This window comes from Pseudomonas argentinensis (assembly GCF_001839655.2).
Classification (GTDB): Bacteria; Pseudomonadota; Gammaproteobacteria; order Pseudomonadales; family Pseudomonadaceae; genus Aquipseudomonas; species Aquipseudomonas argentinensis_B.
Window position 1 is genome coordinate 824,210 of the sequence record NZ_CP056087.1, and the last position, 13,923, is coordinate 838,132.

At 65.9% G+C, this 13,923-nt stretch carries 12 protein-coding genes; 10 read left to right on the top strand and 2 right to left on the bottom strand.

Annotated features, from left to right (window positions below; translation table 11 throughout):
- Positions 1-2: 2 nt before the first annotated feature.
- The 10 genes from sctJ (at position 3) to SA190iCDA_RS03860 (ending at position 7,753) form a co-directional block, all read left to right on the top strand.
- Positions 3-782: a type III secretion system inner membrane ring lipoprotein SctJ gene (sctJ, locus tag SA190iCDA_RS03815; RefSeq protein ID WP_070885067.1), complete on the top strand. Its 780-nt coding sequence runs from the start codon at positions 3-5 to the stop codon at positions 780-782.
- Positions 779-1,405: a hypothetical protein gene (locus SA190iCDA_RS03820; protein WP_070885068.1), complete on the top strand. Its 627-nt coding sequence runs from the start codon at positions 779-781 to the stop codon at positions 1,403-1,405. Before sctJ ends, SA190iCDA_RS03820 begins: the two co-directional genes overlap by 4 nt.
- On the top strand, positions 1,402-2,001 hold the full coding sequence (sctL, locus tag SA190iCDA_RS03825) for a type III secretion system stator protein SctL (RefSeq protein ID WP_070885069.1): 600 nt from the start codon (positions 1,402-1,404) through the stop codon (positions 1,999-2,001). Before SA190iCDA_RS03820 ends, sctL begins: the two co-directional genes overlap by 4 nt.
- Entirely contained in the window at positions 1,982-3,304 is a 1,323-nt protein-coding gene (locus tag SA190iCDA_RS03830; RefSeq protein ID WP_070885070.1) for a FliI/YscN family ATPase, read from the top strand. Before sctL ends, SA190iCDA_RS03830 begins: the two co-directional genes overlap by 20 nt.
- Positions 3,301-3,771, top strand: coding sequence for a hypothetical protein (locus SA190iCDA_RS03835; RefSeq protein ID WP_070885071.1), 471 nt, complete (start codon positions 3,301-3,303; stop codon positions 3,769-3,771). The genes SA190iCDA_RS03830 and SA190iCDA_RS03835 overlap by 4 nt, the downstream gene beginning before the upstream one ends.
- On the top strand, positions 3,768-4,781 hold the full coding sequence (sctQ, locus tag SA190iCDA_RS03840; protein WP_070885072.1) for a type III secretion system cytoplasmic ring protein SctQ: 1,014 nt from the start codon (positions 3,768-3,770) through the stop codon (positions 4,779-4,781). The genes SA190iCDA_RS03835 and sctQ overlap by 4 nt, the downstream gene beginning before the upstream one ends.
- 162 nt (positions 4,782-4,943) lie before the next feature.
- Positions 4,944-5,603 carry a type III secretion system export apparatus subunit SctR gene (gene sctR / locus SA190iCDA_RS03845; protein WP_042556778.1) on the top strand — a complete coding sequence of 220 codons (660 nt, stop codon included), beginning with the start codon at positions 4,944-4,946 and terminating at the stop codon, positions 5,601-5,603.
- 3 nt (positions 5,604-5,606) lie between these two features.
- Positions 5,607-5,876, top strand: coding sequence for an EscS/YscS/HrcS family type III secretion system export apparatus protein (locus SA190iCDA_RS03850; RefSeq protein WP_042556779.1), 270 nt, complete (start codon positions 5,607-5,609; stop codon positions 5,874-5,876).
- A 3-nt stretch (positions 5,877-5,879) separates the two neighbouring features.
- Complete coding sequence (gene sctT, locus SA190iCDA_RS03855; protein WP_070885073.1) at positions 5,880-6,698, top strand: type III secretion system export apparatus subunit SctT; 819 nt, start codon at positions 5,880-5,882, stop codon at positions 6,696-6,698.
- A complete protein-coding gene (locus SA190iCDA_RS03860) occupies positions 6,698-7,753 on the top strand; it encodes an EscU/YscU/HrcU family type III secretion system export apparatus switch protein (protein WP_070885074.1) in 1,056 nt (351 codons plus the stop codon). Before sctT ends, SA190iCDA_RS03860 begins: the two co-directional genes overlap by 1 nt.
- Positions 7,754-7,850: 97 nt before the next feature.
- Here SA190iCDA_RS03860 and SA190iCDA_RS03865 read toward each other — a convergent pair whose 3' ends face one another.
- Both SA190iCDA_RS03865 and SA190iCDA_RS03870 read right to left on the bottom strand, forming a co-directional pair.
- Complete coding sequence (locus tag SA190iCDA_RS03865) at positions 7,851-11,525, bottom strand: hypothetical protein (RefSeq protein WP_070885075.1); 3,675 nt, start codon at positions 11,523-11,525, stop codon at positions 7,851-7,853.
- 237 nt (positions 11,526-11,762) lie between these two features.
- Positions 11,763-13,496 (bottom strand): ATP-binding protein, encoded by a 1,734-nt coding sequence (locus SA190iCDA_RS03870; RefSeq protein ID WP_070885076.1) that lies wholly within the window; start codon positions 13,494-13,496, stop codon positions 11,763-11,765.
- Positions 13,497-13,923 lie beyond the last annotated feature (427 nt).

Below are 13,923 nucleotides of genomic sequence, written 5' to 3' on the forward strand. Positions count from 1 at the left end.
CCATGGGTGGGCATCCTTTGCGGTTGTTCGCGCTTTTGCTGCTGACGCTGTTGCTGCAGGCCTGCGATGGCATGGTGCTTTACAGCAACCTGGGCGAGCGTGAAGCCAACAGCATGGTCGCCGCCTTGCTGCGCGAGGGCATCGCCGCCCAGCGCCAGGTCCAGGAGGATGGCCGGATCACCGTCAGCGTGCCCCAGGAGCGATTGTCCGAGGCTGTCGCCCTGCTCGACGAAGCTGGCCTGCCCCAACAGCAGTTTTCCAACATGGGCGAGGTGTTCAAAAACAACGGTCTGGTGTCCTCGCCGGTGCAGGAGCGCGCGCAGATGGTCTACGCGCTCAGCGAAGAGCTGTCGCACACCGTGTCGCAGATCGATGGCGTGCTGTCGGCACGGGTCCACGTGGTGCTGCCCGACAACGACCTGCTCAAGCGGGTGATCTCGCCATCGTCGGCGTCGGTGCTGATCCGTTACGAAGCCGATACCGACATCGACCAGCTGATTCCGCAGATCAAGACCCTGGTTGCCAACAGTATTTCCGGGCTCAACTACGACGGCGTGTCGGTCACCGCGATCAAGGCGGCGGTGCGCAGCCTGCGTGACGATGCGCGGCCGCCGCTGAGCTCCTTTCTCGGTGTGTGGATGCTCGACGAAAGCGTGACGCGGGCACGTACCCTGTTTTTCGGCGCCCTGTTGCTGCTGCTCGGCATGGCCGGGGCAGTGGGCTGGCTGCTGTGGCGCGAGCGCCAGGGGCAGGGCACCTACGTGCTGAGGCAAAGCGAGTGAGCCAGGTGTCGCGCCAGGCCTGGCGCATGTTGCTGGCCCGGCCGATCACATTCGTCGCCGGGGACTGCCTGGAGGCCGCGCTGCTCGGCGCGGTGCCCCGTGAGCGGGTGCTCGAGCTGATCGAGCAGCGGCGCTTCGAAGCCCGTCTTGGCGAGTTGCTCCTTTCCTACTACGGATTGCAGCCGTTGAGCGGCGTCGGTGAGGTGGCCGATGACGACCTGCCGGTGCTGCTCCTGCCGCCGTCGACCTTTACCAGGTTTGCCACGACTTGCGGTGCCTGCCGGCATGCCGTTGCCCTGGCCCGGGAAATTCGCGGCCCGCTGGTGCAGCAACTGCGCGAGCGCTTGGGTGATGCCACCTACGACCTGGCCATTGGCTGGCGCGAAGCAGCGGCCGACGCACCCATGATGAGGACCGGCGATGCCTTGCTGGCCGCCATCGAGGAAGATGGCCAGCGCTGCGTGGCGGCCTGGCTGGCGGCCCAGCCGCCAGCCCTGCAAGCCTGGCTGCGCCTGCGCTTCGGTTTGGCTGCGCCCCTGTCGAGCGGCAGTGCCGAAGACATCCAGCTGGTGCGTCAGGTCGCCCTCGCCATCAATGACCCTGCCGAGCGAGGCGCTGCATGAGCGCGCTGCCAGACAAGCCGGGCCAGCGCATCCTGCGTGCCGAGGAGGCAGCGCAGTGGCTCGACGGCTACGCCTTCATGCAGGCGGCCCGCGAGGAGGCCGAGCGAACCCAGGCAGCCTTGCAGCAACTGCGTGACCAGGCGCGAGACGAGGGCCTGGCGGCCGGCCTCGCCGAGGGGCAGCGCGAAGCGGCGCAGTTGCTGGCGCGCACGGCGCAGCAGGTCGATGACTACCTGGCCGGCCTCGAAGCGCAGATGGCCGACCTGGCGCTGGGCATCGCCCGGCAGGTGATCGGTGAGCTGGATGACGCCAAGCGCCTGGCCCAGTGCACGCGCCAGGCACTCGGTGCCTTTCGCCACGCCCAGCGGCTGCGCCTGCAGGTGCGGCCGGATCAGCTCGACGCCGTGGGTGAGCAACTGCGCGACCTCGGCGAGCGCCTCGACGTGGAGGCCGATGACACCCTCGCTGCCGGTCATGGGCGGTTGAGCAGCCCCCAGGCCAGCGTCGAGCTGGATCTGCATACCCAGCTTCAAGGGCTGCGCCAGGCACTGCTGCCCGGCAGTCTGGAGGGTGGCGATGAACGCGCCTCTGCATGACCTGCTGCCGACCCTGAGCGCGCGCCTGGCCGATGCCCAGCCGCGGCCGTTACGCGGGCGTATTCGCAGTATTCGCGGCACATTGATCCAGGCCAGTGTGCCGAACGTGGGCATTGGCGAGCTGTGCCGGCTCAGCGACCCGGCCAGCGGGCGGGTGCTCACCGCCGAAGTGGTGGGGTTCGATGGCGACGAGGCGATTCTCTCGCCCGTCGGTTCCCTGGAGGGGCTGTCGACTCGGACCGAAATCGTCGCCACCGGCGAAAGCCAGAGCGTACTGGTGGGCGATGCCTTGCTGGGGCGGGTGATCGGTCCCCTGGGCGACGTGCTCGATGGCGGTGCGCCGGTCAGTGGGTTGCACCGTTATCCCCTGCAGGCCGAGCCGCCTGCACCCTTTTCCCGGCAGATCGTCGCCCAGCCGATGCCACTGGGCATCCGCGCCATCGATGGTCTGCTCACCGTGGCGCGTGGGCAACGCATGGGCATCTTCGGCGAGCCCGGCGTGGGCAAGTCGTCGCTGCTGGCCAGCATCGTGCGGCGCAGCGAAGCCCAGGTGATCGTCATCGGCCTGATCGGCGAGCGCGGGCGTGAGGTGCGCGAGCTGCTCGATGTCCACCTGGGGGCAGAAGCGCGGGCGCGTACCGTCGCCGTGGTCGCCACCTCCGATCGCCCGGCCACCGAACGGGTCAAGGCGGCGCTGGTGGCCACCGCCCATGCCGAATACCACCGCGACCAGGGCCGCCATGTGCTCTTGCTGCTCGACAGCCTGACCCGTTTCGCCCGTGCCCAGCGCGAGATCGGCCTGGCCATCGGCGAGCCGCCGACCCGCCGCGGTTATCCGCCTTCGCTGTTCTCGGCCTTGCCGCGCCTGCTGGAACGCTCGGGGCCGGCGGCCAACGGCAGCATCACGGCGCTGTACACGGTGCTTACCGAAGGCGATGCGGCCCTCGACCCGGTGGCCGAGGAGGTGCGCTCGATCCTCGACGGGCACCTGGTGCTCAGCGCCGAGCTGGCCCAGCGCAACCACTTCCCGGCCATCGACGTGCTGCAGAGTCGCAGCCGTCTGATGGATCGCGTGGTCGAGCCGGAGCAGCGGCAGCTGGCCGGCCACCTGCGTGCCCTGATGGCCCGGCACGCTGACATCGAGCTGCTGCTGCGCACCGGTGACTACGTGGCCGGCAGCGATCCACTGGCTGACGAGGCGATCGCCCGCCAGGCCGCCATCGAACAGTTTCTGCGTCAGGATGCCGCCGAGCCCAGCGGCTTCGACGACACCCTGCGCGCGCTGCGCAAGGTGCTCGGATGAGCGCCGTTCAGCAGCTGGACGATCTGCGTCGCCTGCGCGTGCGCCGCGCCGAAGCGCAACTGGCCAATTGGCAGGCGCGCTGCCAGCAGGCTGCCGCCGAACTGCAGTGCGCCCAGGCGCGGGTCAGCGAGGCACTGGCGCTGCTCGACGACGAGGCCGGGCAACTGCAGGCCCTACTCACCGCAGGGGCGCTGCCGGTGGGGCAGTACCGCAGCGCGCTGGAGCTGCTCGACGCGCTCGAGGCACAACGGGGCCACCTGGCGCAGCAGGCCGACGAAGCCTCCCGTCAGCTGGCCGAGGTGCAGGCCGGCCGTGACCAGGCCCAACAGCTCTGGCTGCGTCGGCAATTGCAGTGCGAGGCGCTCGAACCCTTGCTGCAGCACCATGCTCGGCGCCAGCAGCGCGCCGCCGAGGCCCGTGAGGAAAGCCTGGCCGAAGACCGTCCCCATGGAGCCATGCATCGATGAACTGCCGCCAATCGCTGCCCGTGCCGGTGTTGCCCCTGCTGCCGAAACTCGATGTCGCCAGGCAGGCGCTGCTCAATCGGCTGCTGCGCCGGCAGCTGCCCTGGCAGGGCCTGATCGCGGGTGTGCGCCTCGAAGTCGCGGTAGGCGGCCCGCCCTTGCAGGACGCCGCCTGTGTCGTGCCGGGGCGGTTGGGCACGGCCGCCCTGCACTTGCATCTGGATGCCGCCCTGCTCGAAGGGTTGCTGGCATCGCTGGCGCTGCAGCGCGACTTCGGGGGCCTGCCGGCGGCGCTGCAGAGCGTGCTGCTGGAAAAGGCGCTGCTGCCCTGGATCGAGCCGCTCGAAGCCGCCTTGGGCCAACCCGTAAGCCTGGACGCCGACTCGCAACCCGATGACCTGATGCTCACTGTGCAACTGAGTGCAGACGGTGCGCCGCTGGGCACGCTCACCCTGCAGTTGAGCCATGCCGCTGCGCAAGGCGTCGCCGATCTGCTGGAGCGCTACCTGCCGGTGGCGCGCCATCCGCTGCCGACCTTGCAGCTGGGCCTGGCCCTGCAGCGTGGCTGGCAGACCCTGAGCCTGGGCGAGCTGCGCAGCCTGCAGCCGGGCGACGTACTGATGCTCGACTGCCCAGTGGATGCCGACGGCCTGCTGGTGCTCGCCGGTGGCCATCGGCAGGCCCGTTGCAAACGCCAGCAATCCGGCTTGCAGCTGCTCGAAGCCTGGCAACCAATCAACCCGACGATGGAGAACGCCATGGGGCAAGACGCCGACGATGCGCAACTGGACGATGTGCCGCTGACCGTGGTCTGCCAGATCGGCAGCCTGGAGATGCCCCTGGGGCAACTGCGCGAGCTGGGCGAGGGCAGCGTGCTGGCATTGCCCGACGCCGATGTTCAGCGGGTCGAGCTGCTGGTCAATGGCCGCTGCGTGGGGCGTGGTGAGCTGGTCGCCATCGGCGATGGGCTCGGGGTGCGCCTGACCCGGTTCGCCAGCCCATCAGGCTGCTGAAAAAAACTACCTGCGTTGCCATCGCGGCGTTAAAAAGAGGCTCGAAATGCTCATTTACACCAGTAAAGTCGCCCGCGACTCCGACCGCTTCCTCACCTCCTTTTGCGGGGCCGCCTCCGGTGTTGCGCTGACTGCCTCGGTAACGTTTTTCAGCGGCCTGCTATGACGGATTACCAACCGAACCTGCTGGAAATCATCCTGGTCGTCACCACGATCGGCTTGATTCCCCTGGCGGTAGTGACCCTGACCGGCTTTCTGAAAATCTCCGTGGTGCTGTTCCTGATTCGCAACGCCCTGGGCGTGCAGCAGACGCCCCCGAACCTGGTGCTCTACGGCATCGCCCTGATCCTCGCGGTATACGTCACCACGCCGCTGATCGGCGAGATGTACCGCGAGGTGGAGGGGCGCTCGATCAGTTTGCAGAACGCCGAGGAGTTGCGCGAGCTGGGCGACGCCCTGCATGCGCCCTTGCAGACCCACCTGTCACGTTTCGCCAACCCGTCCGAGCGCGCCTTCTTCGTGCAGGCCACCGAAACCGTATGGTCCGAGGAAGCCCGCGCTGACCTGCGCGACGATGACCTGGTGGTGCTGATTCCGGCGTTCGTCAGCTCCGAGCTGACCCGCGCCTTCGAGATCGGCTTTCTGCTCTACATCCCCTTTCTGGTGATCGACCTGCTGGTGGCCAACGTGCTGATGGCCATGGGCATGATGATGGTGTCGCCGACGCTGATCTCGATTCCCCTGAAGATATTTCTGTTCGTCGCCGTCAGCGGCTGGTCACGGCTGATGCACGGCCTGATCCTCAGCTACGGGGGAGGGTAACGCGTGGGCCAGGACGTATTTCTGTCGTTGATGAAACAGGCGCTGATGACCGTGCTGCTGCTCAGCGCCCCGGCGCTGGGCGTGGCCATTCTCATCGGCCTGGGGGTCGGCCTGCTGCAGGCGCTGACCCAGATCCAGGACCAGACCCTGCCGCAAGCGGTCAAGCTGGTGGCGGTGCTGCTGGTGCTGGTGCTGATCGGCCCGCTGTTGGCCACCCAGGTAGCGGCGCTGGCCAGCCACGTGCTGGACAATTTCCCTGCCTGGACGCGCTAGGGCATGGATGCCGATATCGGTCTGGGCATCGCCGAGATCGCTTATCCGGTGATTTCGGCGGCGGCCCTGGCGGTCTGTCGGGCGCTCGGCCTGGTGTTCATCACCCCGGCCTTCAATCGCCTGGGGCTGACCGGGATGATCCGCAGCTGCGTGGCCGTGGCGATTTCCGCGCCGATGTTTCTGCCGGCGTTCTCGGCGCTGACCGCCCTGGAGGACTACGGCAGCTTTTTTCTCGCCGGCCTGATGGTCAAGGAATTCCTCATCGGGGTGACCGTGGGCCTGCTATTCGGCATTCCGTTCTGGGCTGCCGAAGTGGCCGGTGAGCTGGTCGACCTGCAGCGTGGCTCGACCATGGCACAACTGGTCGACCCCTCCGGTGCGGGGGAGTCCGGGGTCACCGCGACCCTGCTCAGCGTCACCCTGATCACCCTGTTCTTCATGTCCGGCGGCTTTATCCTGATGGTCGACGGCTTCTACCACAGCTACCAGCTATGGCCGGTCACCGCGTTCACCCCGGTGATCGCCAGCGCGGCGCTGGAGGCGGTGCTGGCGATTCTCGACCAGGTGATGCGCATCGGCGTGCTGATGGTGGCACCGCTGATCATCGCCCTGCTGGTGGCGGACATGATGCTCGCCTACCTGTCGCGCATGGCGCCGCAGATGAATATCTTCGACCTCTCGCTATCGATAAAGAACCTGATCTTCACCTTTTTGATGGTGCTCTACTGCGGCTTCCTGATCCCGCTGATGCTCGAGCAACTGGCGGAATTTCGTGGCACCGTCGAGGTGCTCAAGACGCTGTCCGGCGCGGGTGAGCCCTGATGGCCGGCAACAGCGGCAGCGAGGAGAAATCCCAGCCGGCCTCCGACAAGAAGCTGCGCGAGGCACGGCAGAAAGGCCAGGTCTCGAAAAGCCAGGATATGGTCTCGGCGGTGGTGCTGCTCGGCTGCTCGGTGTGCATCGCCTTTCTCGCCAGCGTCGCCGAATCACGGGTGCGCGGTCTGCTCGACCTGGCGGCGACCATCTACGTGGAACCCTTCGCCACGGTCTGGCCACGCCTGCTGGAAAGCGCCCAGCAAGTGCTGCTGCGCACCGCCCTGCCGATCCTCGGGGTGACGGTGGTCTGCGTGATCCTCACCAATATCGTGACCATGCGCGGCGTGCTGTTTTCCGGCGAACCGATCAAGCCGGAAATCTCGCGCATCAACCCGGTCGAAGGCGCCAAGCGCATCTTTTCCATGCGCAACTTCATCGAGTTCCTCAAGAGCCTGGTCAAGGTGGTGGTGCTCTCGGTGGCCTTCTATGTGGTGGGGCGCATTGCCTTGCAGGCGCTGATGGAGTCGTCGCGTTGCGGGGCCGGCTGTATCGAGTCGGTGTTCTTCGTGCTGCTCAAACCGCTGCTCGCCACGGTGCTGCTCACCTATCTGCTCATCGGCGGCGTCGACGTGCTGCTGCAGCGCTGGCTGTTCCAGCGCGAGATGCGCATGACCCGCAGCGAACAGAAGCGCGAGCGCAAGGACATGGACGGCGATCCGCTGATCAAGCGCGAACGCCAGCGCCAACGCCGCGAGATGCAGGCCCTGAGCAGCCGCAAGGTCGGCATCGCCCATGCCACCCTGATGATCGGCAGCGAAGACGGCTGGCTGGTCGGCGTGCGCTACGTCCGTGGCGAAACCCCGGTGCCGGTGCTGGTGTGCATTGCCATGGGCGAGGACGCCAAAGCCCTGCTGGCGCAGTCGGTGAGCCTGGGGGTACCCCGTAGCCCGGACGCCAGGCTGGCGGCCGAGATCGCCAAGCGTGCGGTGAAGGGCGAGCCGATTCCGGCCAATACCTTCCAGCCGGTGGCCGATGCGCTGGTTGCGGCGAGGCTGATCTGAACCAGAATCCAGGGTGAGCCCGCTATCGGCGGGGGCGGCGCTCAACCTGTGCAGATGGCCACGCCCGTAACCGGCGCATGACCATCGACTGGCGCCTCTAGTTGGTCTCCCAGGTCGTGGTGGTGGCCTTGGGTAGGTCCGGCGAGGACTCATCCTTTGGCGTGAACGAGCCATAGCCACTGATGTAGATGTGCTCGTTGCCCTCGTCGTCGACGAAGGTGTATTCGTGGCCGGAGGCCCAGGAGTAGCCGCCGGTCAGCTCGTTGGCGCCGTCACCCAGGTAGTCGCGGTGGGTCTTGTCCTCGCCCTGCCACTCGGCCTGGCGGAAATCGAAGACGCTGCGATTATCCGGGGTGTCGCGCTGGCGGTAGTTGGACAGGTAGGTCTGCAGCCAGACGTAGTTGCTCGCGCCCTGTTCCTGCAGCAATCCGTCCTTCTCGAACTGCTTGATCTGCTCCCATTTCTCCAGGGATACCTTGTGCAGCTTGTGGGACTTGATAGTGCCCAGGATCGCGCCGATGAAGCCCAGGCCGGCGGAAATCAGGAAGCCCACCGGCCCGGCGGCGGCAATGATGCGCCCTGCCGAGCCGCCGATGATGCCCCAGGCGCCGTTGACGCTGGCCACGCCGGCCGCCACACCACTCAAACCGCCGAATACCCCGAGAAAGCCCGAGGCCGTCTGCAGCGAGTCGCCGTTCTTGAGCCCGTCGCGAATGCCGAAGGCGCCCAGCACGATGCCGGTCACCGCGCCAGCCAGGTCGGCGGAGGAGCCAATGAACCGCGATACCGAGCCGGCGATACGGTGCCCCGTGCTGGCATCGGCGATGCGGTACTTGGTGTTGCCGGCACCGTCCAGGTAACCGCGTTTGAAGGCCTCGGCATCGAAGTTGGCGTAGTGGTCGCGGTTGGCGACGTTGGGAACCTTGTTCGGGTTGTCCGTCCCATAGTCGGGGCCGGCAATCACCTGGGTGACGCCGCCCCTCTCGTCATGAACGTAGACGGACGGTAGGTCGCTGATAAAACCCTGGCCAGCCAGGTGCTTGGCCAGGTTGGCATCCACATTGACACCGGGTGGCGCCACAGGCGGCAGCTTGCCCCACATTTCCGGGATGCTTTTGCTGAGCCCCAGATGCTCGTACACCCTGGTGTTGAGGATGGTGTCGTAGGTCTTCGAGCCCAGGGTGAGGAAGCTGTTGGAGAAGCTGGCGAAGGTGATGAAGTCAGCGGCGATGGCCAGCCGTCCTTCCGGGGTGCTGGCCAGGTCACCCGGGTTACCGTGCAGCTGATAAATCCCCCGGGCCAGGCCGAAGATGCCGGATACCGAGCCGAGGGTGCCGGTGTCCTTCATGGTGGTGAACATCTTGGTCAGGTTGTCCCGCTCGGTCGAAGACAGTGAGCGGAAGGCATTGTTCTCGGCGTTGAATGCGCGCTGGATGTCGGTATCGGTCACCACGCCGTTACGCATGTAGGTATCGCCCAGTTCTGCGTAGATCTTGCTGAACGCCGCCGCATCGTTCTTGTTCAACGCGAACTTCTGGATGGTCGTTTCCCAGCTGCTGATCAGGTGCGAGGGAATATCGGGGATGGCCCGGGCCGCCCGCAGCCAGTAGTTGGTGGTGTCGATCGCCGCCAGTGAGCTGTTGTCCTCGCTGATCTGGCTGGGGTCGGCCATTAGCGCATCCAGGTCCATGATCATGGTGTCGCGGCTCAGGTCACCGAGAAACTGCTCGGCCGCCTGTGGGTCGATCTGCGCCAGGTTGAGGTAGGTCTGCTGGATCTCCAGCTGTGCCAATTCGCTCTTGCCATCGGCTTCCAGCGCCTTGATGTAGGTACGGAACGCCTCGGAGTTGGCGCTGCTTTTGAGCTTTTCCTCGACTTCGGCGATCTTCTCCGGCCCGCCAACCACCTTGTCCCGGGCTTCCTTGTCGAAGCGCGCGAGGTCGGCCGCGACGGTCTCGTTGCTGGTCAGTTCGGCCAGGGTTTCGTCGATGGCCTGGACATCGAATATCTCTTCGCGCACATCCCGGCTGGTGACGTCGATGGGGTCGCTGGCATCGGCCTTGTAGCCGCGACCGTGCTCGGGAATGATCGACATGCCGTTCTCGGCCATGCTCTTGGCTTCCAGGGCGCGCAGGAAGCGGGCACGCGGGTCATCGGCCGCGATGCTGCCGTCTTTGACGCCCTCGCGATAGGCCTCGATCATGCGTTGCAGGGCCAGTTCCTGCACGCTCAGGGTTTGCCCGTCCTCATTGGTTTCGCTGGTAGGCAGCTCGTTGATGCTGACCTCCTCGAGGGGTGGCAGGCCGTGTTCCCTGCGCAGCGCGTCGAGGTCATTGATCTGCAGGGTGACCTCGTCACGATGCCCCGACACCTGGGCGAACAACTCCGGGTTGATCGCTTCGCTGACGATCAGCTTTTCTTCCTCGCCGCCTGGTTTGCGATAGGTGAAGGCAATCAGGCCGGGGCCGTACTCGCCAACGCCACCCATGCTGGCGATGTCTTCCGTGGCCGGCAGGTAGTGGTCAGCACCGGCCAGGCGGTAACCATCCCCTTCGGCCCGGGCGATGCCGGCGAGAACCTCGGCCGACTGGGCATAGGCCTTGAACGCGTTCGGCGCCATGGCTTCGATGGCGACCACCTTCCTGCCGTCCTTGAGGGTAATGACCTGCACGCCGCCCTCACTGAAGGCATGCACGCTGTCGATCTCGGTCAGCGCAACGGGCTTGTTGGCGTCGTTGGCCAGGATGTCACCGTTCTTGATGGCATTGACCAGTGCGTCATGGGCGACGGTGCCTTCGGTCTGTTTCAATGCCGTGAGCAGATCGTAGAGTCGCGAGCCGCGCAGCTCCAGGCTCGGTGACCGGTCGTTGGCGCCGGCCAGCCCGATACGCAGCCCCTCGGGCAGCTGCATTTCGGCCTCGCTGGCGTCGCCGGGCGCCAGCATGTAGGCACGCCCGTCGTAGCGGAAATGGATAAGCCCGGTTTGCTTGTCGATGCGCTCGACCTGCAGCTTGTCGATGTCATAGTCGGCTGGCAGCGATTCCACGACCTGGTAGCCCTTCTGCCCGCCAGCGTCGATCTGGCCGCGCACCTCGCTCAGGTACTGCAGTTGCTGGTGGGCCTGGGGATTCAACTGTGCAGAGATGATGTAGCGCTGACCGTCGCTGGTTTCGACGCGTGTCAGGCCGTCACCCAGGGTTTCGATGGTCCGGTAGGCCGTGCTGCTCATGGGCAGTGGCTGCTGGGCGCCGAGTAGGGCGTAACCGTCGTTCTTGTAGGCAAGCACCTGTTCCATGTGCAGCAGGCGTTTAAAGGTGTCGGGGGTATGGCTCTGGGTGATGACCCACTGGTTGGCGCCGAACTGGTAGGTGATGACGCCGCTCTCGGCGTTGCGGGTGTCGATACTGGTGATGTGTTCGTAATAGGAAAGGGTATCGTTGTTGTCGACCGCCAGGGTATAGCCATCGGCCCGGGCGGCGAGGGTGTAGTGATCCTCTACCACGCGCTGGTAGAGCGCCGGTGTGCTGGAGCGATAAACGATGACCTGCTCGCCGTCGCGGGTGACATAGCGCACGGTATCGGCCGCCACCTGCCCGGGCGCCTCGATGCGCTGGTACTCCTCGAGGCGCGGCGGCGCCTGTTCCGGCTTGGCCTGGCGGTAGGCATCGGCCGGTTTGCTGGACAATAGACGGGAGTGCTTCAGAACCTGGTCGAAAGAGGCGCCGCTACCCGGCTGCGTAGCGAGCCGGTCGCCTTGGTGAATGGTGGTCATCGTTTACTCCGCTTGCCGATCGCGTCATGCAAAACGCACAGAAGGGTGGGTTTGGCAGAGGTTATGACAAACGATGCAGTGCACCGCTCAAGCACTACGGATTTTCACCACAATTCGCGCCTGCAAGGCGCTGAGTCAGTGACCCGCCCGTGCATTACTGGCGGGTCGTCAGGCTAATGGCTGTCAGGGTCTGTCGTGGCGGCCGCCGTCCGGCCACGATGCCCTGATCTCCTGTGCTCAACGAACCTGGTAGCGCAACGGCTCCTGGGCTGCCGACTGTTCCACCCGGGGGCGCGATGAGCGATCACGGTAGGGGCCGAGGCCGAGTGCTGCCAACGTCAGCTCCAGGCCCAGGGACTGGTTGCCCTCGGTGGAGCAGGCCCAGGTGAGCGCCGAGCGAATGGTATCGCTCTCCGCGCCATAGAGGTTCTTCCAGGCTTCCGGCACCACGGCGTCGAGCTGGCTGGCCGCCTTCTTCACCACCCCCAGGGCGTAGGCCGCATGGCGGGCCACGAGGCGCTGGGTACTGCCGGTCTGGTCGAGTTTTTCCAGGGCGTAGAGGCGCTCGCTCTTGGGCATCTGGTAGTACTTGAGGGTGTCATCGCGGTGGGCGATCAGCAGGGACTTGTCCACCAGGCTTTCGATCAGCGGCAGTGGATCGCCCGACAGTACCGCGTCGCCTTCGACCAGTGCGCGCACGGCGTTCAGGGTGAAGGTGCCGTTGAAGATCGCCACCAGGCGTAGCATTGCCTGCTCGGCCGGTGCCAGGGTCTGGTAGGACCAGTCCAGGGTTGCGCGCAGCGAGCGGTGGCGAGGCGGCGCGGTACGGCGGCCCTCCATTTGCAGGCGGAACTCGCCATCGAGCAGTTCGGCCAGTGGGCCCAGCCCAAAGGCGCTGACCCGGGTCGCGGCGATTTCGATATCCAGGGGAATGCCGTCGAGCTTGCGGCAGATGTTGATCACGTCGGCCACGTTGCCGTCGTTGAGGGTAAAGGCCGTGTCGCTGGCCTGCACCCGCTCCACGAACAGTTCGATGGCCGGATACCCCAGCGCCTGCTCGGCATTGGGGTGCTCGCAGGCGGCGGGCAACTGCAGGGGCAGCAGGCGCTCGATCTGCTCGCCCGCGGTGCGCAGCGGCTCGCGGCTGGTGGTCAGGATGGCGCAATCGGGGGTCCACTTGAGCAGGGTTTCCACCACCAGCGCCGTGCCGTCCAGCGCCTGCTCGCAGTTATCCAGGATCAGCAATTGGCGCCGTTGCTGCAGGTGCTGCACCACCTCACGCAGAGGATCGCTGCTGGCCTGCAGACCCAGGGCTTCGGCCAGAGCGTGAGGGATGCGGCCGTCGTCGTCGATTTCGCTGAGGTCGACGAAGCAGGTGCCATGGGGCCTGTCGCCGGCGAGCTGGTTGCCGAGCGCCAGCGCGACGGTGCTCTTGCCGATGCCGCCCGGGCCCACCAGGGATACCAGGCGCGTGTGTTGCAGCTGCTCGGCCAGGCGCTGCAGCACGGTATCACGGCCCAGTGGCCGGGTGATCAGGCTGGGCAGCGACTGCAGGCGCTCTGCCGCGGCGGGCTCGCTGCCGGCCACGTAGGGCTCTATATGCGCCACGAAGCGATAACCCCGGCCCGGCACGGTCACGATGTATTCGAAGCCGGTTTCGTCCTCGCTGAGCACCCGGCGCAGGGCGACGATCTGTGCGCGCAGGTTGCACTCTTCGACGATGACCTTCGGCCAGGCGCAGGCGATCAGCTCGGATTTTTCCAGCAGCTCTCCCGGCCGCGCTGCCATGGCGATGAGCAGGTCCAGTGCACGGCTGCCCAGGCTGACCGGCTCACCATGCTTGAGCAGCAGGTGCTGGCGCGGGTAGAGAATGAAGGCGCCGAACCGCACGGCGCCTTCGCTGCTGAATGGCGCATGGTCGTAAGGCGTCTCGGTCGGCGTGGTGGTGGTGCCGAGAGTGGTCGAATACATGCCTATAGTCCCTCGAGGATTATGGTTGTTGTACGCACTGGTGACGGTTGCGCACAGGCGCACCAGGTCATGCTCGGGTTCGGTTCGCATGGAGGCCCGATGCGGCGGTCGCTGGCGGAAGGTGCCGGTGCGGCAGTTTGAATAGGCAAGAAGATCCCTCCAGAACGTACTTGTTTTTGTATATCACCGCAGTACTGCAAAGCGGTGTCGATCAGAGGCGGGGAGTACTTCGCAATTAACGTGCCGCGCCGGGATCTGCCTCGGCGATTGCTAACTGATTGATTGTCAATGACCACGGCAGCCTGGTTGACCGAGCCCGTTCGGAACTTCGGATAGCGCTGCAAAAGCTGTTCGGGAATCCGACCCGGGCCGGGTGCGTCGAGGGTGGTCTGGTTGCATGTCGCGTTGCTCCTGACAGTCTGTTCAG